Here is a 22477-nt window from a genome sequence, read left to right as displayed (position 1 = left end):
AATCTGTGGGTTATTTCGACTATATCTTATCTCTGGTGGTGTATATCGTAGTCAGAACACTGTAAAGGGAGCATATAGATGAGCATGTCCGACGATAGCCAAAACGCATCAACTGCCGGTAAGTGTCCTTTTCATCAAGGCGGTCACGATCAGAGCGCGGGAGCAGGAACGAATAACCGCGACTGGTGGCCAAATCAACTCCGCGTTGATCTTTTAAACCAACATTCCAACCGTTCGAACCCGCTGGGTGAGGACTTCGACTACCGCAAAGAGTTTAGTAAACTCGACTATTCTGCCCTGAAAGGGGATCTCAGAGCCCTTCTGTCCGAATCTCAACCGTGGTGGCCCGCTGACTGGGGAACCTATGCCGGATTGTTTATCCGCATGGCATGGCACGGCGCGGGAACCTATCGCTCTATCGATGGACGCGGTGGAGCGGGTCGCGGACAGCAGCGTTTTGCACCACTGAACTCCTGGCCGGACAACGTCAGCCTTGATAAAGCACGTCGTCTGCTGTGGCCAATCAAGCAGAAATATGGTCAGAAAATTTCCTGGGCCGACCTGTTTATCCTCGCGGGTAACGTGGCGCTGGAAAACTCAGGTTTCCGTACCTTTGGCTTTGGTGCCGGTCGTGAAGATGTCTGGGAACCGGATCTCGACGTAAACTGGGGTGATGAAAAAGCCTGGCTGACTCACCGTCACCCGGAAGAGCTGGCAAAAGCGCCGCTGGGCGCCACCGAAATGGGCCTTATTTATGTGAACCCGGAAGGGCCAGACCATAGCGGCGAACCGCTTTCTGCGGCAGCGGCTATTCGCGCGACCTTCGGTAACATGGGGATGAACGACGAAGAAACCGTGGCGCTGATTGGCGGCGGTCATACGTTGGGCAAAACCCACGGCGCAGCAGCGGCATCGCACGTTGGCGCCGATCCAGAATCCGCACCGATTGAAGCGCAGGGCCTGGGCTGGGCCAGCAGCTACGGTAGTGGCGCGGGCGCGGATGCAATTACTTCCGGTCTGGAAGTGGTGTGGACGCAGACGCCTACCCAATGGAGCAATTATTTCTTCGAGAACCTGTTCAAATATGAGTGGGTGCAGACTCGCAGTCCGGCAGGCGCGATTCAGTTTGAAGCGGTTGACGCGCCAGAAATTATTCCCGATCCGTTTGATCCGTCGAAAAAACGCAAGCCGACGATGCTGGTTACCGACCTGACGCTGCGTTTCGATCCTGAGTTCGAAAAGATCTCTCGCCGTTTCCTGAACGATCCGCAAGCGTTCAACGAAGCGTTTGCCCGTGCGTGGTTTAAACTGACGCACCGCGATATGGGGCCAAAATCGCGTTACATTGGCCCGGAAGTGCCAAAAGAAGATCTGATTTGGCAAGACCCGCTGCCGCATGCGTTCTTCAACCCAAGCGAAGAAGATATCCTGAAGCTGAAGGCGACCATCGCTGCTTCCGGACTGTCCGTGGGCGAACTGGTATCGGTAGCGTGGGCTTCGGCATCGACTTTCCGTGGCGGGGATAAACGTGGCGGCGCTAACGGTGCGCGTCTGGCGCTGGACCCACAACGCGGCTGGGATGTGAATGCCACTGCGGCACGCGTTCTGCCTGTGCTGGAAGGTATTTATAAGTCTGCCCATACTGCCTCGTTGGCCGATATTATCGTGCTGGCCGGTGTTGTCGGTATCGAGCAGGCGGCTAGCGCTGCGGGTGTCAGCATCAAGGTACCTTTTGCGCCGGGTCGTGTGGATGCGCGTCAGGATCAAACGGATATTGAGATGTTTGAACTGCTTGAGCCGATTGCCGATGGTTTCCGTAACTACCGCGCTCGTCCTGACGTGTCGACCACCGAGTCGCTGCTGATCGACAAAGCGCAGCAGTTGACGCTAACCGCACCGGAAATGACCGTGCTGGTGGGCGGTATGCGCGTACTGGGCACCAACTTTGATGGTAGCCAGCACGGCGTCTTTACCGATCGCCCTGGCGTACTCAGCACTGACTTCTTCGTCAATCTGCTGGATATGCGTCATGAGTGGAAGGCGGTTGATGAGTCACAAGAGCTGTTTGAAGGTCGTGACCGTTCGAGCGGCGAAGTAAAATACACCGCAACTCGCGCCGATCTGGTGTTTGGTTCTAACTCTGTACTGCGCGCAGTGGCTGAAGTTTATGCCTGCAGCGATGCTCACGAGAAGTTCGTGAGAGATTTCGTTGCCGCATGGGTGAAAGTGATGAACCTGGATCGTTTCGATCTGCTGTAACAGACCATGCCGGATGCCGCTTGCGCGGTTCCGGCATAGTATGAACAAAAAAATCCCCGCAATTGCGGGGATTTTTATTGGTCGGTTATTCCCACTCTTGCAGGTAACGTTGACCGTACTGGTCAGCCACCAGCAGGGCAGCATACACCTGGTCCGGCGTTGCGCCGCCAGGCATGTTGTGGATGGTTTCGCCTTCGGCACAGGCAGCTTCAGCCACAATGCGCATTTTCGCCGGAATATCCTGTTTGATGTCCAGTTGCGCCAGGGTAATCGGCAGGCCAACGGAATGACACAGCGCCGCAACGGTTTCAATTTCATCGACCGGCGCGTTTTCCAGTACCAGTTGCGTCAGCGTGCCGAAAGCCACTTTCTCGCCGTGGTAATAGTGATGCGCATCCGGGATTGCCGTCAGACCGTTATGGATGGCGTGCGCCGCCGCCAGACCGCCGCTTTCAAAACCGACGCCGCTCAGATAGGTGTTGGCTTCAATAACGCGCTCCAGCGCAGGCGTTACCACGTGCTGCTCGGCAGCCAGCATCGCTTTTTCACCTTCTTCTATCAGCGTATTAAAGCACAGCTCAGCCAGCGCCAGCGCCGCCTGAGTGCACTGACCGCCCGCCATGGTGGTTGCGCCGCTGCGTGAACAGGCGCGCGCTTCGAACCAGGTCGCCAACGCATCGCCGATGCCCGCGGCTAACAGACGCGCCGGTGCGCCCGCGACAATTTTGGTATCAACAATGACCCTGTCCGGGTTATTGGGCAGCAGCAAATAGCGATCGAATTCACCGGCATCGGTGTAAATAACGGACAGCGCGCTGCACGGTGCATCGGTAGAGGCGATGGTTGGCGCAATGGCGACAGGCACGCCCATAAAGTGCGCCAGCGCTTTGGCAGTATCCAGCGTTTTACCGCCGCCAATACCAAGTACTGCGCCACATTGCGCTTTTTCTGCCACGCCACGCAGACGGTCGATTTCGTTTTGTGAACACTCGCCGCCAAACGGTGCAATCTCCAGCGCCAGTCCGGCATCCTGGAAGCTTTTTTCCAGTGCGCCCTGGGCAAAGCCTAAGACAAACTTGTCCCCAACGACCAGCCAGCGCTCTGCCAGTGGTTTGAGGTAGTTGCCAAGACGGGTAATAACATCGGCACCCTGGATGTACTTACCAGGTGATTGAATAATGCGATCCATACTTTATTTCCCTCACAGGTTGATGTGACCAAATGTATTGTTCCAGTCATGTTCAAACTTCTCTATTGCTGACTCTACCGCAGGGGTATTGAGCATTTGTTGCGCTACGTCTAATGGCAGGGTGATTGCTTCGCATCCAGCCAGTAAGCAATCCAGCGCCTGACGAGGGGTTTTAAAGCTGGCTGCCAGTACCATGCTGTTTGGCGCATGCAGTTCCAGTAACGTTTGCAGTTCTTGTACCGTGCGAATTCCGTCGCCGCCCTGCGCGTCAATACGGTTAACGTAAGGTGCGATATATTTCGCCCCCGCCAGCGCTGCCAGCAGCCCCTGAGAGGCACTGTACACGGCGGTTCCCAGCGTGGTGATACCCTCTTTTTTCAGCATCTTGATCGCGGCCAGACCTTCGGATGTCACCGGGATTTTTACCACCAGACCGGGGACCGCGTTGCTCAGACGTTTGGCTTCCTCCACCATGCCTTGTGCGTCGCGGCTCATGGTTTGGGCAAACAGAATGCCCTCTTCGCCAATGGCGTTTTGCAGGCGCGGCAGCACATCCCAGATGGATTCTTTGTTTGCTGCCACAATGCTTGGGTTGGTGGTGACACCCGCGATTGGGAAGATGCGTGCCAGACGTTCGACTTCCGCGACGTTGGCGGTATCAAGGTAAAGTTCCATACAAAAACACCCTCTTTAAAGTTCAAGTTCATGTTGCAGCAGGCTGGCGATAGCGTCGGCAGAGACGGCGTTAACCAGCGCGTTACGGAATTCTTCATGCATAATGCGCCGTGCCAGACGCGAGAAAATACGCATATGCTGGTCGCCCGCGGCGTGTTTGTTGAGCGTCAGCATAATAATGAATTGCGCATCATCATCATCCCAACGTACCGGCGCTTGCAGGCGCGCTACGCTGATAGTGGACTGCTCAATATGTTCTGATTTGCTGTGCGGAATCGCGAAGCTAAAACCTAATCCGGTAGAGAAGACCGCTTCGCGCGCCCACAGATCGGCTTCCAGTTTACGCGGATAGCGGCAACGACCTGCCAGCAGGAGGTTGTCGGTCATCCCTTTGATGACCTCCTCTTTACTACGCCAGTCGCTATCCAGCGTGATGCACTCGGCGGTAACCAGAGGGGTATCCTGTTGGGTCATGCGGAACTGGGCCAGCAGATGTTCGACCTCCAGCGACGTTCGACACGCCATTGCTTGATTCAGCAACTGACGGCAGGCGCGGCTGTCAAGTTGCGCCATCCGCGCTTTGGCGGCGGGAATGGAGGGAGCGCTCATGCTGATCTCGTCCAGACCCAGTCCCACAAGCAGCGGTAGCACTGAACCTTTAGCGCCAAGTTCGCCGCACAGGCCAATCCATTTCCCCTGCCGATGTACCGCCTGTACGGCGTAATCCAGTGCGCGCAAGAAGGCTGGATTCAGGCTGTTGTAATGGCGGGTAACTTTGGCGTTGTCGCGGTCGACCGCCAGCAGGTATTGCGTCAGGTCATTACTGCCAATACTAAAGAAATCAATTTCTTCGCAGCATTGATCGATGATGAACATCACCGACGGAACCTCCAGCATGATACCGAGCGGGATCTTCTCATCAAACGGGATGTGTTCAGTACGCAGTTGCTGTTTAGCTTCGGCCAGCTTCTCTTTGACCCACAGGATCTCTTCCATAGAGGAGATCATTGGGATCATGATTTTCAGGCTACCGTGCGCTGATGCGCGCAGGATCGATCGCAGTTGTGTGGTAAACAAAGCGGCGTATTCTTCATAGATACGCACCGCGCGATAACCGAGGAACGGGTTGGCTTCGGCAGGAATATTCAGGTAATCAACGGGTTTATCACCGCCGATATCCATGGTGCGCACAATGATGCTGCGTCCCTGCGCGGGCTCCAGCGCCTGGCAGAAAATGTTGTATAGCTCGTTCTCATCCGGGGCGCAGGTACGGTCCATATACAGCATTTCCGTGCGGAACAGGCCAACCGCTTCCGCACCGTTGCCAAAGGCTGCTTGCGCTTCCACGGAATGGGCGATGTTGGCGGCGACTTCCATGCGGATGCCATCACCCGTGCGCGCCTCCTGGGTCAGCCAGATACGTTGTTGTTCTCGAATGGCATCCTGGATACGGGCTTCCTGCTGGTAGTAACGTACGACGGATTCATCAGGGGCAACAATGACCGCTCCTGCGTTACCATCGATATAAACCGTTTGCTGCAGCCATGGCATTAAGGATTCAATATCCACGCCAACCAGCGTAGGAATGTTGAATGACCGGGCGAGAATCACCGTGTGTGAAGTGGTACCGCCGCTTTTTAACAGCAAGCCTTTCAGCAATGTTTTGTCCAGTTCGAGGAACTGGCTCGGTGTGAGCTCGTCCGCCATACAGACCGTAGGCTGGGTTAGTTTTCCCGGCGCAGGGAAACGCTGCTCTCCATAAATTTGCTGCAGAAGCTGGAAGCAGACATCGCGCACATCCAGCGCACGTTCCTGTAAATAACTGCTGCTGGAGCGGGCGAATTCATCACAAAAATGTCCGGCACTTTCGACAATCGCCTGGGCGCAGCTTAACCCGCGAGATACTCCAGCGAGCAGGTGCTGACGCAGTGAGAGGTCGCTTGCCAGCGAGCGGTGTGCTTCCAGAATCGCACTGGTTGCGCCGTCGCTGTCGAGTAACCGAAACGCAATATTCTTCATCAGCAGCGTTAAGCCGTTATCCAGCGCCACCTGCTCGGTTTCAATATCTTTAGCGGATGGGAGATTGTTAAGGGCGTTGAGATCCAGCGAAGAGAGCAGACTCAGAATGCCTCCCGCACTGCCGCTGCAGACGGTGCGAGCGCGAAAAAACTGTGGGTTTAGATTAGTGAGGGATGCAGGAAGTGGCTCCAGCTCGTTGCTTTTGGCTTCCGCTAGCGGTGCATCGCAGTGTGGAAATTCATTACGTAACCATTGGGTTAAATGCTGGTGGGCTGCCTGTTCATCAGCACCGGAAATCAGCAACTGGCAGCTATCACCTGCCAGAGTATCGGTGCCAATCAGCGCCAATGCGCTCTTGGCGTTACCCCTACGTTCGGTACGCAGGTTGTGCCACTCAATGTGCGAAGTAAAGGTGTTGCACTGCGTTTCTATGTGACTTGCCGGGCGCGCATGTACGCCATTGGGCAGCTCACAGGTAAATTCCACAATCAGGGCCATAGCCTCATCTCCCATAACGATTTCTCGCTACAGGATAAAAGGGCAACGCCTGAGCCTGCCATCTGACAAATCTGCCAAAAACTGGATAAATGTAATGTAACCATCAAAGTGAGATATCCCTCACAAGTCAGTTTGTCCTCTATAAATTCCGAGAAACTACAAGTTATGAGGCGGATCGCATTTTTGCGCTGACATTACAAAAGTCCAGCAAATGGCCTTTTTATCCACTGTTTGCGCCGCGTCGGATTGCCTATTGTTTTCCGCAACAAGTTTATGGATATGGGCTTTAGGCAGCCTGGGAGCGACTTATGAAAGAGTTGGTACAAATCCTGAAAAACACCCGTCAGCACCTGATGACGGGTGTTTCGCATATGATCCCCTTCGTAGTCGCGGGTGGAATTTTGCTGGCGGTCTCCGTCATGTTGTATGGCAAGGGCGCGGTACCGGATGCAGCGACCGATCCTAATCTCAAGAAACTGTTTGATATTGGCGTCGCAGGGCTGACGTTGATGGTGCCATTCCTTGCCGCTTACATTGGTTATTCCATTGCTGAACGTTCTGCTCTCGCCCCTTGTGCGATTGGCGCATGGGTGGGAAACAGCTTCGGCGCAGGTTTTTTCGGCGCGCTAATTGCCGGGATTATTGGCGGTATCGTCGTCCATTATCTGAAGAAGATCCCCGTACATAAGGTATTGCGATCGGTAATGCCTATCTTCGTTATTCCTATTGTCGGCACCTTTATCACCGCAGGCATCATGATGTGGGGCCTGGGAGAACCCGTTGGCGCGTTAACCACTAGCCTGACCGAGTGGCTGCAGGGTATGCAGCAGGGCAGCATCGTGCTGCTGGCGGTAATTATGGGACTGATGTTGGCCTTCGATATGGGTGGGCCGATTAACAAAGTTGCCTACGCCTTCATGCTGATTTGCGTGGCTCAGGGTGTTTATACCGTGGTGGCAATCGCCGCGGTAGGGATCTGCGTGCCGCCGCTGGGCTTAGGTTTGGCGACGCTGATTGGTCGTAAGAATTTCTCTTCTGAAGAACGTGAAGCCGGTAAAGCCGCGCTGGTGATGGGCTGCGTTGGCGTAACGGAAGGCGCAATTCCTTTTGCTGCCGCCGATCCGCTGCGCGTTATCCCATCCATTATGGTGGGTTCGGCCTGCGGTACGGTAACCGCCGCGCTGTTTGGTGCGCAGTGTTATGCCGGCTGGGGCGGGCTGATTGTTCTGCCGGTCGTGGAAGGAAAATTGGGTTATATCGCGGCGGTTGCCGTGGGGGCTGTAGTGACCGCAGTGTGCGTTAATGTACTGAAAAGTCTGGCGCGGAAAAAAGTGTCTCAGGTCGACCAGAAAGAAGACGACCTGGATTTAGATTTTGAAATGAATTAAGCGAGGAATGAGTCATGACCAAGATTATCGCAGTAACTGCATGTCCTTCTGGCGTTGCCCACACCTATATGGCCGCCGAAGCGCTGGAAAGCGCCGCTAAAGCCAAGGGGTGGGAAGTAAAGGTTGAGACTCAGGGGTCGATCGGTCTGGAAAACGAACTGACCGCGGCGGATGTGGCAGAAGCCGACATGGTGATTCTGACCAAAGACATTGGTATTAAGTTTGAAGAGCGTTTTGCGGGCAAAACTATCGTTCGTGTCAACATCAGCGATGCAGTGAAACGTGCCGACGCCATCATGAACAAGATTGGCGCACACCTTGCGCAAACCGCATAACGGTTTGTTTGCCGGAGGGTGGTTTCGACTTATCCGGCCTACTGATACGTAGGCCAGATAAGCACAGCGCCATCTGGCATCAGTTTTTCTACAGGAGTTCCTCATGACTAACCGTATCCAACGTTTAAAAAACGCTCTGTTTCAGAATAACCGCGAAATTTCGCTTGAGCGTGCGCTGCTATATACCGCCAGCCACCAGCAGACGGAGGGAGAGCCGGTTATTCTGCGGCGGGCGAAAGCCACCGCATATATTCTTGAGCACGTTGAAATATCGATTCGTGATGAGGAACTGATAGCCGGGAACCGTACCGTTAAACCGCGGGCGGGCATAATGTCGCCGGAAATGGATCCTTACTGGCTGCTCAACGAGCTGGAGCAGTTTCCAACCCGTCCGCAGGACCGTTTTGACATCAGCGAAGAGGATAAACATCTCTATCGCGATGTGCTGTATCCGTACTGGGAAAAGCGGTCGATGAAAGATTTCATCAACGGTCAGATGACCGATGAGGTAAAAGCCGCTGTCCGTACGCAGATTTTTAGCGTTAACCAGACGGATAAAGGTCAGGGGCATATCATTATTGATTATCCGCGCCTGTTGAATCTCGGGCTTGGCGAACTGGTAGCGCAGATGCGGGCGCATTGTCTGCAGCTGCCGGATAACCACTTTTATCAGGCTGCTCTGTTGCTGCTTGAGGCTTCGCAAAGCCACATTCTGCGTTACGCCCTGCTGGCAGAACAAATGGCGGAAAACTGCCCGGATGCGCAGCGACGTCAGGAATTGCTGACGATTGCGGAAAACTCCCGGCATAACGCCCAGCATAAGCCGCAAACCTTCTGGCAAGCATGTCAGCTGTTCTGGTACATGAACATTATTTTGCAATATGAGTCCAACGCCAGTTCGCTCTCACTCGGACGCTTCGACCAGTATATGCTGCCGTTTTATCAAACCTCGCTGACGCAGGGGGAAGATCCTGCACTCTTAAAAGAAATCCTCGAATCGCTATGGGTGAAATGCAATGACATTGTACTGCTGCGATCCACCAGCAGCGCGCGCTATTTCGCTGGCTTCCCAACGGGTTACACCGCACTGCTTGGGGGATTGACGGAGAATGGTCGTAGTGCGGTAAATGTACTGTCGTTTCTCTGCCTTGATGCTTATCAGAGCGTACAACTGCCGCAACCAAATCTCGGTGTGCGCACGAACGCGTTGATCGATACGCCGTTCCTGATGAAAACGGCACAGACCATTCGCCTCGGGACCGGCATCCCGCAAATCTTTAATGATGAAGTGGTGGTGCCCGCATTTCTTAACCGTGGCGTCTCGCTGGAAGATGCGCGAGATTACGCGGTAGTCGGCTGTGTCGAGCTGTCTATTCCAGGCAGAACATACGGTTTGCACGACATCGCCATGTTTAATCTGCTGAAAGTAATGGAAATCTGCCTGCATGAGAACGAAGGCAATCGCGCGCTGACGTACGAAGACCTGTTGAAGCATATTCGTGCCAAAATCAGCCACTACATTACGTTGATGGTCGAAGGCAGTAATATCTGCGATATCGGTCATCGCGACTGGGCGCCGGTGCCGCTGCTCTCCTCGTTTATTAGCGATTGTCTGGATAAAGGGTGTGATATTACCGACGGCGGCGCGCGTTATAACTTCTCCGGCGTACAGGGAATCGGCATTGCGAACCTGAGCGATTCGCTGCATGCGCTCAATGGACTGGTATTTGAACAACAGCGCTTAACTTTTGACGAACTTTTGTCGGTGCTAAAAGACAACTTTGCTACCCCGGAAGGCGAGAAAATTCGCGCCAGGCTGATTAACCGCTTCGAAAAATACGGCAACGATATTGATGATGTAGATAACATCAGCGCCGAACTGCTGCGTCATTACTGCAAAGAGGTAGAGAAATACCAGAATCCACGCGGCGGGCAATTTACACCGGGTTCATATACTGTCTCTGCGCACGTGCCGCTGGGTTCGGTCGTCGGAGCGACACCAGATGGTCGCTTCGCCGGGGAACAGTTGGCGGACGGAGGGCTGTCGCCGATGCTGGGGCAGGATATGCAAGGGCCGACGGCGGTATTGAAATCGGTCAGCAAGCTGGATAACACATTGCTTTCCAATGGGACTTTGCTGAACGTGAAGTTTACGCCAGCCACACTGGAAGGTGAGGCTGGTTTACGCAAGCTGGCGGATTTTCTGCGGGCATTTACCCAGCTCAAGCTCCAGCACATCCAGTTTAACGTGGTGAATGCCGACACATTGCGAGAAGCGCAGCAGCGCCCACAAGATTTCGCCGGGCTGGTGGTGCGCGTGGCGGGTTACAGCGCCTTCTTTGTCGAGCTGTCGAAGGAGATCCAGGATGACATCATTCGCCGCACCGCGCATCAGCTGTGAGGTTATTGACCCACGTGGCGAGGACGTCGCGCGTATATTTAATATTCAGCGTTACTCACTGAATGATGGACAAGGTATTCGTACGGTAGTCTTTTTTAAAGGTTGTCCGCATACTTGCCCGTGGTGCGCCAACCCTGAATCTCTCTCCCCACGTATTGAAACAGTACGGCGGGAGAGTAAATGCCTGCACTGTACACCCTGTCTACGTGATGCTGATGAGTGTCCCTCCGGTGCGTTTGAACGTATTGGTCGTGATATCTCACTGGATGAGCTGGAACGTGAAGTGATGAAAGATGATATTTTCTTTCGCACCTCTGGCGGGGGAGTGACGCTTTCGGGTGGTGAAGTGCTGATGCAAGCGCCCTTTGCCGTACGATTCCTGCAACGTCTGCGGCGCTGGGATGTTCGCTGCGCGATTGAAACGGCTGGCGATGCGCCAGCCAGTCGTTTGTTATCGCTGGCAAGAGAGTGCGATGAGGTGCTGTTTGACCTCAAAATTATGGATGTCCATTTGGCGCGTGAGACCATTAATATGAACCTGCCGCGCGTGCTGGCGAATTTACGACTAATGGTCGCTGAAGGAATTAATGTCATACCTCGCCTGCCGCTGATTCCGGGCTTTACGATGAATGTAGAGAACACGCAGCAGGCGTTGACGCTGTTGTCATCATTGGGCATAAAGCAGGTGCACCTGCTACCGTTTCATCAATATGGCGAACCGAAATACAACCTGCTCGGATTACCCTGGTCGATGAAAGAAGTGCCCGTCCCGTCGGCGCAAGAGATAGGTTTTATACGTAAGATGGCAGAATGCGCCGGATTTCAGGTAACAGTAGGAGGATAGTATGGCCATCGCACCTGTACGATATCTGGTTGCTGTCACCGCGTGCGTAAGCGGCGTGGCCCATACTTATATGGCCGCTGAACGGCTGGAGAAACTCTGCCAGCAGGAGAAATGGAGCATCAAGATTGAAACTCAGGGCGCGTTGGGTACCGAAAATCGCCTGACGGAAGAGGATATTAACCGTGCTGATGCGGTGTTGCTCATTACCGATATTGAACTGGCAGGAGCAGAGCGATTTACGCAGAGCCGATACGTCCAGTCGGGCATTAGCGCATTTCTGCGTGAGCCGCAGCGGGTGATGAGCGCCGTGCGAAAGCTGCTTTCTGCACCACAGCACACACATCTTACTTTGGATTAGCTTTTATCTCCGTCAGTTGGCTGTGGTATTGCCGACGATATTCTGACGGCGAACGTTCGGTATTTTTGCGAAACAGGCGGCAGAAATAGTTGCTGTCAACAAACCCACAGGTGTGCGCCACTTCTTTGATCTTCAGCTCATAACCCTTCAGTAGCGTTTTCGCGTGTTCCAGTCGCGTGTGATTCAGGTATTCGTTAAACCCGATAGCGCCCGTTTTTTGAAACAGGTGGGAGAGGTAATTGGGTGAGATGTAAAACGCTTGCGCGACGGATTCTCGGGTGAGCGGCGAAGCGTAGCGTTCATCAATATAGTCGCGAATGGCTTCGAAAAGCGCCTGACTGCGTGATGCGGTCTGGATCTGGCTGCCCAGCAGATCGCGGCAGTGGCTCAGTAAGCTCGCAACGATTAGCCTTGCGGTTTGTTGCTCCTGCGGTTGCATCTGCATTTCATTGAGCGTTTGCAGCAGGAAAGAGCCAATTCGTGGCCCACGCCGCGCGACGTGCTGGCGGGTAAGATTTTGATACTGCTTGCCGTCCCACTGGACGATGCTGAAACCCAGTTGCTGTTTGCCGAACAGAATGCTGAGCGTGGTGACCGGTGTGAGCCACTGCGGAAAGTTCCAGCTGCCAGCCGGAACGAATAGCACATCGTAAGGCAGTAACGTCGCGGATGCGCCAGTAACTCCGTTATCGGTGAACTCACCTTCCAGCACAATTTCCAACCGGGGAAAATCGACCTGATACGCCAGCTCCGGCGTTGAGCTACTGGTGCTGGCAAAATAAACCTGTCGCAGCGGCGTGGGGCCGTTAATCAGGCGGGAGAGAAGATGGCTGACGTCGTGATACATGTTAATCCCTTGCAGGCAGCAGACAGGGGAAACAGTAACCGCCATCATAAAAAAAGGCCACTCTTTAAGAGTGGCCGATACGAGTATTACTGATTACCGATTTGATCGCCGTACGGCAGGCTATCGTAATCAATCAGGGCATTCTTTTTGTACGGATTGCCAATCCAGCGGGTCGTCTCTTTGAACTGCGGGCTGGTAATGGATCGGGTCGGATCGAAACCGTCGTAGGTGAATCCCGCTAAATCAGACCAGGTGTGGATAAGCTCTGAACTGCTGTATTTACGATTCACATCCTGTGAGAAGTCACGCGGGTGTGCAGCCTGCCATTTTTCAGAGGTCCACAGCAGGAACGGTACCGTATACATATGGCGCGTCGGGTTGTCTTCATTACGACCCTGGGTTTTATGCGGTGGCGTATCGTATACCTCCTCCCCGTGATCGGAGAAGTAGAGCAGGAAGCCGTTCGGATCTGTCGCTTTATAGTCTTTGATCAGACTGGCAATGATATGGTCATTGTAGACATTCGCGCTGTCGTAATCGTTGTATGCTTCCAGCTCATCATCATCCAGGCCGGGGGGAACGTTGTCGACATTGTTATCGAATTTACCCTGACCATCCGGATAGCGGAATTTGTACTTAATATGCGTACCCAGCAGGTGCACGATGATGAACTTTTTCGGTGCCGGGTCGGCCAATACTTCTTTAAATGGCGCCAGCACGTTGCTGTCATATTCGCGCGCACTTTGCGTACGCTGCTGATTCATATAGAACTGCTTATCCGTCTGCTTAGAGAACACGGTCAGCATGGTGTTGCGAGCCGTCATCGTCTGCTGATTGGTGATCCAGAAGGTTTTATAACCTGCCTGTTTCATCATATTCATCAGAGACGGTTGAGTCAGGTACAGGTCCGGATTCTTCTCGTTGGCGAAGGTCAGCGCCTGTTGCAGGATTTCAATGGTGTACGGACGTGAGGTCACGACATTATTGAATACGGTGAAGTTAGGATCGGATTTATGCAATGCATCCAGTTCTGGCGTCGTTTCGCGCGGGTAACCATACAGGCTCATGCGACCACGCTGCGTTGACTCGCCAATGACCAGCACCAGCGTACGTGGAGCATCGCCGGAGTTATCTTTGAAGTTAGCCAGTGGCGGCAGGGCATTGTTCTCATTCAGCAGGCTATTGAGTGAGGTCAACTGCTGACGGTACTGATAATACCCGGAGATGAATTGCCACGGTGCGGCGGGCTCCATACGTGAGGCGAGACCATTTACCGTTTTTTCAAACGGCTTGTGTTTGATGAAAGTGTTAACGGCTATCGGATGCAGAATCAAACCGTATAACAATGCAAACGACACCAGATAGCGCCAGGGCGATGGAATATGAACAGGGCGCAGACGCGTCCACAGCAGAATAGCGATAGCCGTATAGGCCAGGGCGATAAGAACAATTTTTAGGCTGAAATACTGGCTGAGATATTCGCTGGCTTCGTTCGCATTGGTTTCAAACATCACGTACAGAACGCTTTGCGAGAACTCTTGTCCGTAGATGACGTAATAGCTCAGAGCAGCCAGCGAGGCCGCCCATAGCACCATGCCAATGACGGCAGCAATAATACGGATACGGTTTGGAAATAAAAATACCGGGATTAACCACAGCGAACTGAATAGCAAGGAGTCGCGTAATCCATTAGTTCCGCTATATCCGGTTAAACAAATAACGACCTGGAGTAAAGTGGAAAAAAACCAAAAATAGAGGAGCGCCCAACCCAGGGCTTTCCAGCTAAATTTAGGTTTAGACTGGAGTTGTAAGGATTGCATAATGTGAGCCTGTCTTTAATCGTAGCGCCAAGAGTAGCGACTTAATATTAAGAGGAACTTAAGCATCACGATCTTAGGATCGTGTTTTGCTGTTGATATATTCACAGTGTGAATATATTCAGGCGGGAATATATTGAAAAAGAAGCGGTTATGACAGCAGTTTTTGTTGTCGCCTTCGTACAATAGCACGAAGGCGACGAGGGGGGACGTTAGCCTGTATTACGCATGCCGGCTGCGACACCAGCGATTGTCACCATCAGCGCTTGTTCAACGCGCGGATCCGGTGCATTGCCTTGCTCTTCCGCCAGGCGTGAGCGGTGTAACAGCTCAGCCTGTAAGACATTCAGCGGGTCAGTATAAATATTTCTTAACTGAATGGACTCGGCAATCCACGGCAGGTCGGCCATCAAATGTGAGTCGTTGGCAATCGCCAGCACGACATCGATATCGGCTTCCAGGCGCTGACGCAGCTCTTCACCCAGCGGCCACAGCTCTTTTTTGACCAGGCGCTGATCGTAGTATTCTGCCAGCCACAGATCTGCTTTGGCGAAAACCATTTCCAGCATGCCAAGACGTGTGGAGAAGAATGGCCAGTCGCGGCACATTGCTTCGAGTTCGCTTTGCTTACCGTCTTCAACCACTTTTTGCAGTGCGGTGCCTGCACCCAGCCACGCCGGGAGCATCAGGCGGTTCTGCGTCCAGGCAAAAATCCACGGAATTGCGCGCAGAGACTCTACCCCGCCGGTTGGGCGACGTTTTGCCGGACGTGAGCCGAGCGGTAATTTACCCAGTTCCTGCTCTGGCGTTGCGGAGCGGAAGTAGGGGACGAAGTCTTTGTTTTCACGTACATATCCACGATAGAGCTCACAGGAAATATCGGAAAGCTCATCCATAATGTGACGCCAGTTATCTTCCGGCTCTGGCGGCGGTAACAGGTTGGCTTCCAGAATTGCTGCGGTATACAGCGACAGGCTGCTGATGGTCACTTCCGGCAGGCCGTACTTAAAGCGGATCATCTCCCCTTGTTCTGTCACGCGCAGACCGCCTTTCAGGCTGCCGGGTGGTTGAGAGAGCAGCGCCGCATGCGCAGGCGCGCCACCGCGACCAATGGAGCCACCGCGACCGTGGAACAGCGTCAGTTCGATACCGGCTTTTTCGCAGGTTTTGATCAACGCGTCCTGCGCCTGATATTGCGCCCAGGAGGCCGCCATCACGCCTGCATCTTTTGCGGAGTCAGAGTAGCCAATCATGACCATCTGTTTGCCCTGAATAAAGCCACGGTACCAGTCAATGTTCAGGAGCTGAGACATGACGTCATCGGCGTTGTTGAGGTCGTCCAGCGTTTCAAACAGCGGGGCAACCGGCATAGCAAAACCGATACCGGCTTCTTTCAGTAGCAGATGTACGGCCAGTACATCCGATGGTGTTTTGGCCATTGAGATAACATAGGCGGCAATGGAGCCATACGGGGCTTCGGCAATGACCCGGCAGGTGTCGAGCACTTCGCGGGTGTCGTTGCTCGGCTCCCAGTTACGTGGGAGCAGCGGACGCTTGGAGTTCAGCTCGCGGATCAGGAAAGCCTGTTTATCCGCTTCCGACCAGTTTTCGTAGTCGCCAATGCCCAGATAACGGGTCAGTTCGCCAAGGGCTTCAGTGTGACGGGTGCTTTCCTGACGAATATCAATACGTACCAGCGGTACGCCGAAACATTTCACGCGGCGTAGGGTGTCGAGCAATTCGCCATTGGCGATAATGCCCATGCCACAGGCCTGCAGAGACTGATAGCACGCATATAGCGGGTCCCAGAGCTGTTCATTTTGGGTGAGAAGTCCCGCAGGTTTCGGCAATTTCTCGCCTTTCAGACGGGCTTCCAGCCAGGCCTGGGTTGCCATCAGACGTGAACGCAGGGTTTTCATCAGATAACGGTAAGGTTCTGCTGCGCCTTCTTCGCCCACCAGTGCCAACAGTTCCGGTGTGGCATCCACCATCGACAGCTCAGAAATCAGAAACTGAATGTCTTTCAGGAACAGATCGGTCGCTTTCCAGCGGCTGAGTAGCAGCACGTGACGGGTGATATTCGCCGTTACGTTCGGGTTGCCATCGCGGTCGCCGCCCATCCAGGAGGTAAAGCGAACCGGGACAAAATCAACGGGCAGCTTATAGCCCAGATGCTCTTCCAGTTGTTCGTTCAGCTCGCGCAGATAATTTGGTACGCCTTCCCACAGGCTATTTTCAACCACCGCGAAGCCCCATTTGGCTTCATCAACCGGGCTTGGGCGCAGCTTGCGGATTTCATCCGTATGCCAGGACTGGGCAATCAACTGGCGCAGACGGCGCATCAGCTGATGGCGCTCGTAATCGACGAGGTCTTTGTTATCAAGTTGCTTGAGACAGGCGTTCACTTCACCCATTTTATGGATCAGCGTACGGCGGGTGATCTCGGTCGGGTGGGCGGTGAGAACCAGCTCCAGGGAGAGAGATTCGACGGCTTTTTTGATGGTGGCTTCATCGAGGTTGGGCTGCTCTTTCAGTTTACGCAGAGTGCGAGCAATCACTTCCGGGTTGCTGGCTGCTTCGCCTTTTGGCGAAATGCTGTGGTACTGCTCGGCGGTGTTGGCCAGGTTCAGAAACTGGCTAAACGCGCGGGCAACCGGCAGCAGCTCGTCGTTAGACAGGTTTTGCAGCGTAGTGAGCAGCTCCTGGCGATTGACTTCATTGCCGGCGCGGGATGATTTGGACAACTTACGGATTGTTTCTACGCGGTCAAGAATGTTCTCTCCCAGCGCATCCTTGATGGTCTCCCCCAGCACTTTGCCGAGCATACTGACATTACTACGCAACGCGGAATATTGTTCGTTCATATTAACCCAGACACCCCATCTTTAATTTATGCGTCCTGTATCTTTCGCACGACATCGGCGTTGGCTGCGCTTGCCCATCTGGTCACTTACTTATGTAAGCTCCTTGTATGAGCTCGCTTGCCGCCTTGCTGTGACACGAAATCTCTCGGACTTTGTATGTTAGCCGTCTTTTATAAAGCCACGTAAAAGTCGTGACGTCAATTGCTGCGAAATCGGTTCAGCAAACGAAAAATGACGGGAATTTACGTTATTTAATTCACATCGAATCAAATAAGCTTTGCTTATGGAAATGTTAATAAATTACCTCGCTTACCACTAAAGGGTTAGCGAGGCAATAAGCGGTTAATGCCAGCAGAAATGATGCACAACCTGGGTGATCAATTCGCGGGTTGGCTTAATAAAACGAGTTTCCAGATACTCATCCGGCTGATGCGCCTGATTAATGGAGCCAGGCCCCAACACCAGCGTCGGGCAAAGCGTCTGGATAAACGGCGCTTCGGTGCAGTAATTCACCACTTCTGTCTGTGCGCCCAGCAGTTTCTCAACCACTTGTACCAGTTGATGATCCGGTGGGCACTCATAGCCTGGAATTGGCGGATGCAGCTCCGACACCGTCAGGCGACCCGGCCAGCGCTCGCTGACCGGGGCCAGCGCATCGTTAAGTAAGCCATTGAGATCGTTAAGCGTCATGCCGGGCAGTGGGCGAATATCCATATGCAGCTCGCAGCAGGCGCAGATTCGGTTAGCAGCGTCGCCGCCGTGGATGTGACCCAAATTTAACGTCGGATACGGGACGGTAAAAGCATCATGGTGATAGCGCTCTTTCAGGTCATCGCGCAGATTCATGATATGACCGATGGCATCATGCATCAGTTCAATGGCATTCACGCCACGAGCCGGATCGCTCGAGTGACCCGATTGTCCCAAAATGCGAATCGCATTAGAGATATGACCTTTGTGCGCGCGGACAGGTTGCAAAGAAGTGGGTTCGCCAATGATCGCGCAGTCCGGGCGTAAAGCGGTGGTTTCAGAGAAATAACGCGCTCCCGCCATGCTGGTCTCTTCATCGGCAGTGGCCAGAATGTACAGGGGCTTTTTCAGTTGCGTGACGTCGACGTCACGCAGCGCGTCGAGGATAAAGGCGAAGAAGCCTTTCATATCTGCCGTACCCAAACCGTAGAGCTTATTGTCATGCTCGGTCAGGGTGAACGGATCGCGCGTCCAGCGTCCGTCGTCAAAGGGGACGGTATCGGTATGGCCCGCCAACAACAAACCACCGGCTCCCTGTCCAATGCTTGCCAGCATATTGAATTTATTGCGCGTGTCGGGAACCGGCTGGACCTCCACATTAAAGCCCAAATCTTTGAACCAGCCCGCCAGCAGAGTGATTAAACCTGCATTACTTTGGTCGAGCGCTTCTTCGGTGGCGCTAATCGACGGCATGGCAATCAGAGCGCGGTATATCTCGATAAATGGCGGTAAATTGTTTTTCATTGTTGACACACCTCGGGTCATGATAGTATCAATATTCATGCAGTATTTGTGAATAAAAATACATTAACGTTGAGCGTAATAAAACCCACCAAGTGTAAGGTGAGGTGATAAAGGCTTATATCTGGCAACAGAATCTAAGAAGGTGAGCAGCCCCGATGTTGAATACGCTGATTGTGGGCGCCAGTGGCTATGCCGGCGCAGAGCTTGTGACCTATGTAAATCGCCATCCTGATATGACCATAACCGCTTTGACCGTCTCAGCGCAAAGCAATGATGCAGGAAAATTAATCTCCGATTTGCATCCGCAGTTGAAAGGCATTGTCGATTTACCGTTACAGCCAATGTCAGATATCAGCGAGTTTAGCGCAGGGGTGGACGTTGTGTTCCTCGCAACGGCACATGAGGTGAGCCATGACCTGGCCCCGCAGTTTTTGCAGGCCGGATGCGTGGTGTTTGACCTCTCGGGCGCGTTTCGCGTAAACGACGGCGCGTTCTATGAAAAATATTACGGCTTTACCCATCAGCATCCCGACCTGCTGGAGCAGGCGGTTTATGGACTGGCGGAGTGGAGCGCAGACCAACTGAAAGACGCGAATCTGATTGCCGTGCCGGGTTGCTACCCGACTGCGGCGCAGCTGTCGCTGAAACCACTGATTGATGCCGGGCTGCTGGATCTCAGCCAGTGGCCGGTAATTAACGCCACCAGCGGCGTGAGCGGCGCGGGACGTAAGGCGGCTATTTCCAACAGCTTTTGTGAGGTGAGCCTGCAGCCGTATGGCGTGTTTACCCATCGCCATCAGCCGGAAATCGCTACTCACCTCGGTGCGGAGGTGATCTTCACCCCGCATCTGGGCAACTTCCCGCGCGGAATTCTGGAAACCATCACCTGCCGTTTGCAAGCGGGCGTAACCCATGCGCAGGTGGCTCAAACGTTGCAACAGGCGTATGGCGATAAGCCACTGGTGCGTCTGTATGACAAAGGCGTTCCGGCGCTGAAGAACGTGGTTGGCTTACCGTTCTGTGATATCGGGTTTGCCGTACAGGGTGAGCACCTGATCGTGGTGGCAACTGAAGACAACTTATTGAAAGGCGCGGCGGCACAGGCGATGCAGTGCGCAAATATTCGTTTTGGCTTTGCTGAAACGCAGTCTCTTATTTAAGGGTGCAACGATGAATCCATTAATTATCAAGCTGGGCGGCGTTTTACTGGATAGCGAAGAGGCGCTGGAGCGTCTGTTTACCGCACTGGTGAATTATCGTGAGTCACATCAGCGACCGCTGGTCATTGTGCACGGTGGTGGCTGCGTGGTTGACGATCTGATGAAGCAGCTGAACCTGCCGGTGAAAAAGAAAAATGGTCTGCGCGTCACGCCAGCCGATCAAATTGACATTATTACCGGCGCCCTGGCGGGAACAGCGAATAAAACCTTACTGGCCTGGGCGAAAAAGCATCACATCGCATCCGTGGGTCTGTATCTTGGTGATGGCGATAGCGTAAAAGTGACGCCGCTCGATAAAGCGCTGGGTCATGTTGGACTGGCGCAGCCGGGTTCGCCTAAGCTGATTAACACACTGCTGGAAGGCGGTTTTCTGCCGGTAGTTAGCTCCATTGGCGTTACTGAAGACGGACTGCTGATGAACGTTAATGCCGATCAGGCGGCAACGGCGCTGGCGGCAACGCTGGGTGCGGATCTGATCCTGCTCTCTGACGTAAGCGGTATTCTGGATGGTAAAGGCCAGCGTATTGCCGAAATGACCGCCGCGAAAGCGGAACAACTGATTGAACAAGGTATTATTACTGACGGCATGATCGTGAAGGTCAATGCGGCGCTGGATGCCGCGCGCACGCTGGGCCGTCCTGTGGATATTGCCTCCTGGCGTCATGCCGAGCAACTGCCGGCGCTGTTTAACGGCATGCCAATTGGCACGCGGATTTTAGCGTAAACTATTTTGTACCCGATGGCGGTTACGCCTTATCGGGCCTACGTGAACCGAACCTGTACGCCGGATAAGCTAAGCGCCATCCGGCGTTGAAATTCAAGATATTAAGGAAGCAAGTTATGGCACTTTGGGGTGGGCGTTTTACACAGGCAGCAGATCAGCGGTTCAAACAGTTCAACGACTCGTTGCGTTTTGACTACCGCCTGGCAGAACAGGATATTGTCGGCTCTGTGGCCTGGTCTAAAGCGCTGGTAACGGTCGGCGTACTGACTGTCGATGAACAGCTGCAATTGGAAGAGGCGCTGAACACTCTGTTGGAAGAGGTTCGCGTTAATCCGCAGCAGATCCTGCAAAGCGATGCCGAAGATATTCATAGCTGGGTGGAAGGTAAGCTGATTGATAAAGTCGGCCAGCTTGGTAAAAAACTGCATACCGGACGTAGCCGTAATGACCAGGTCGCGACCGATCTTAAACTGTGGTGTAAAGACACGGTTATTGAATTACTGTCGGCCAACCGTCAGCTGCAAAGTGCGCTGGTGGTGACGGCAGAGAATAACCAGGACGCCGTTATGCCGGGTTACACCCACCTGCAACGTGCGCAGCCGGTGACGTTTGCTCATTGGTGTCTGGCCTATGTCGAAATGTTGGCGCGTGACGAGAGCCGTCTGCAGGATTCGCTCAAGCGCCTGGACGTCAGTCCACTGGGCTGCGGCGCGCTGGCGGGTACGGCATATGAAATCGATCGCGAGCAGCTGGCCGGTTGGCTGGGCTTTGCCTCGGCGACGCGTAACAGTCTGGACAGTGTTTCTGACCGTGACCACGTGTTGGAGTTACTCTCCAACGCTTCTATCGGCATGGTGCACCTGTCGCGTTTTGCTGAAGACCTGATTTTCTTTAATACCGGCGAAGCGGGCTTTGTCGAGCTGTCCGATCGTGTAACTTCGGGTTCATCTCTGATGCCGCAGAAGAAAAACCCGGATGCGCTGGAGCTGATCCGTGGCAAATGCGGTCGCGTGCAGGGTGCGCTGACCGGCATGATGATGACCTTAAAAGGTCTCCCGTTGGCGTACAACAAAGATATGCAGGAAGACAAAGAAGGGCTGTTCGATGCGCTCGACACCTGGCTGGACTGTCTGCATATGGCTGCGCTGGTACTGGATGGCATTCAGGTGAAACGTCCGCGTTGTCAGGAAGCGGCGCAGCAGGGTTATGCTAACGCCACCGAGTTGGCGGATTATCTGGTAGCAAAAGGCGTCCCGTTCCGCGAAGCACACCATATTGTGGGTGAGACGGTGGTCGAGGCGATTCGTCAGGGCAAACCGCTGGAAGCGCTGTCGCTTGCCGACTTACAAAAGTTCAGTCAGGTGATTGGCGATGACGTTTATCCGATCCTCTCGTTGCAATCGTGCCTGGATAAACGTGCGGCGAAAGGCGGCGTGTCGCCACAGCAGGTGGCGCAGGCGATCGACTACGCGAAGGCGCGGCTGGTGTAAAAAAAAGAACCCCGTCGCTGTGAGCTGACGGGGTTCTGACTTTATGCGAAAAGGA

16 protein-coding genes are annotated in these 22477 nt (G+C 53.8%); 9 read left to right on the top strand and 7 right to left on the bottom strand.

Annotated features, from left to right (window positions below):
- Nucleotides 1–78: 78 nt before the first annotated feature.
- Nucleotides 79–2259: a catalase/peroxidase HPI gene (gene katG / locus HV302_RS24270; protein ID WP_016155274.1), complete on the top strand. Its 2181-nt coding sequence runs from the start codon at nt 79–81 to the stop codon at nt 2257–2259.
- Between the two features lie 85 nt (nt 2260–2344).
- On the opposite strand, the gene gldA is transcribed toward katG, so the two are convergent.
- The 3 genes from gldA to ptsP are packed head-to-tail and all read right to left on the bottom strand — an operon-like array spanning nt 2345 to nt 6640.
- On the bottom strand, nt 2345–3448 hold the full coding sequence (gene gldA, locus HV302_RS24265) for a bifunctional L-1,2-propanediol dehydrogenase/glycerol dehydrogenase (protein ID WP_016155275.1): 1104 nt from the start codon (nt 3446–3448) through the stop codon (nt 2345–2347).
- A 12-nt stretch (nt 3449–3460) separates the two neighbouring features.
- The gene (fsa, locus tag HV302_RS24260) at nt 3461–4123 is read right to left on the bottom strand and encodes a fructose-6-phosphate aldolase (RefSeq protein WP_019077903.1); all 663 of its coding nucleotides are present in this window, start codon (nt 4121–4123) and stop codon (nt 3461–3463) included.
- Nucleotides 4124–4138: 15 nt separating this feature from the next.
- Nucleotides 4139–6640 (bottom strand): phosphoenolpyruvate--protein phosphotransferase, encoded by a 2502-nt coding sequence (gene ptsP, locus HV302_RS24255; protein ID WP_181627492.1) that lies wholly within the window; start codon nt 6638–6640, stop codon nt 4139–4141.
- 308 nt (nt 6641–6948) lie between these two features.
- On the opposite strand from ptsP, the gene HV302_RS24250 reads away from it, so the two are divergent.
- The 5 genes from HV302_RS24250 (at nt 6949) to HV302_RS24230 (ending at nt 11966) form a co-directional block, all read left to right on the top strand.
- A complete protein-coding gene (locus HV302_RS24250) occupies nt 6949–8028 on the top strand; it encodes a PTS fructose transporter subunit EIIC (protein WP_003825153.1) in 1080 nt (359 codons plus the stop codon).
- Between the two features lie 14 nt (nt 8029–8042).
- Nucleotides 8043–8363, top strand: a complete 321-nt coding sequence (locus HV302_RS24245; RefSeq protein WP_016155279.1) for a PTS fructose-like transporter subunit IIB — start codon at nt 8043–8045, stop codon at nt 8361–8363.
- A 103-nt stretch (nt 8364–8466) separates the two neighbouring features.
- Nucleotides 8467–10764 (top strand): formate C-acetyltransferase, encoded by a 2298-nt coding sequence (locus HV302_RS24240; protein WP_181626670.1) that lies wholly within the window; start codon nt 8467–8469, stop codon nt 10762–10764.
- Complete coding sequence (locus tag HV302_RS24235; RefSeq protein WP_016155281.1) at nt 10730–11608, top strand: [formate-C-acetyltransferase]-activating enzyme; 879 nt, start codon at nt 10730–10732, stop codon at nt 11606–11608. The genes HV302_RS24240 and HV302_RS24235 overlap by 35 nt, the downstream gene beginning before the upstream one ends.
- A 1-nt stretch (nt 11609) precedes the next feature.
- Nucleotides 11610–11966, top strand: coding sequence for a PTS fructose-like transporter subunit IIB (locus HV302_RS24230; RefSeq protein ID WP_016155282.1), 357 nt, complete (start codon nt 11610–11612; stop codon nt 11964–11966).
- Here HV302_RS24230 and HV302_RS24225 read toward each other — a convergent pair.
- From HV302_RS24225 to argE, 4 genes are all read right to left on the bottom strand, one after another.
- Nucleotides 11953–12813 (bottom strand): helix-turn-helix transcriptional regulator, encoded by an 861-nt coding sequence (locus HV302_RS24225; RefSeq protein ID WP_181626669.1) that lies wholly within the window; start codon nt 12811–12813, stop codon nt 11953–11955. The genes HV302_RS24230 and HV302_RS24225 overlap by 14 nt on opposite strands.
- A gap of 86 nt (nt 12814–12899) precedes the next feature.
- Nucleotides 12900–14633, bottom strand: coding sequence for a phosphoethanolamine transferase CptA (locus HV302_RS24220; protein ID WP_047415556.1), 1734 nt, complete (start codon nt 14631–14633; stop codon nt 12900–12902).
- 209 nt (nt 14634–14842) lie between these two features.
- Entirely contained in the window at nt 14843–17494 is a 2652-nt protein-coding gene (ppc, locus tag HV302_RS24215) for a phosphoenolpyruvate carboxylase (RefSeq protein WP_181626668.1), read from the bottom strand.
- 342 nt (nt 17495–17836) lie between these two features.
- Nucleotides 17837–18988, bottom strand: a complete 1152-nt coding sequence (gene argE, locus HV302_RS24210; protein WP_016155286.1) for an acetylornithine deacetylase — start codon at nt 18986–18988, stop codon at nt 17837–17839.
- Nucleotides 18989–19143: 155 nt separating this feature from the next.
- Between argE and argC the strand changes: the two genes are divergently transcribed.
- The 3 genes from argC (at nt 19144) to argH (ending at nt 22422) form a co-directional block, all read left to right on the top strand.
- Nucleotides 19144–20148: an N-acetyl-gamma-glutamyl-phosphate reductase gene (gene argC, locus HV302_RS24205; RefSeq protein WP_016155287.1), complete on the top strand. Its 1005-nt coding sequence runs from the start codon at nt 19144–19146 to the stop codon at nt 20146–20148.
- A gap of 10 nt (nt 20149–20158) precedes the next feature.
- On the top strand, nt 20159–20932 hold the full coding sequence (argB, locus tag HV302_RS24200) for an acetylglutamate kinase (RefSeq protein ID WP_016155288.1): 774 nt from the start codon (nt 20159–20161) through the stop codon (nt 20930–20932).
- Between the two features lie 116 nt (nt 20933–21048).
- Nucleotides 21049–22422, top strand: a complete 1374-nt coding sequence (argH, locus tag HV302_RS24195) for an argininosuccinate lyase (protein ID WP_049269727.1) — start codon at nt 21049–21051, stop codon at nt 22420–22422.
- The last annotated feature ends 55 nt before the right edge of the window (nt 22423–22477 follow it).

It is taken from the genome of Citrobacter sp. RHBSTW-00859 (genome assembly GCF_013729795.1).
Taxonomy (GTDB): domain Bacteria; phylum Pseudomonadota; class Gammaproteobacteria; order Enterobacterales; family Enterobacteriaceae; genus Citrobacter; species Citrobacter braakii.
Note: the sequence above shows the minus strand (reverse complement) of the source record. Positions and strands in the feature narration are given on the sequence as shown.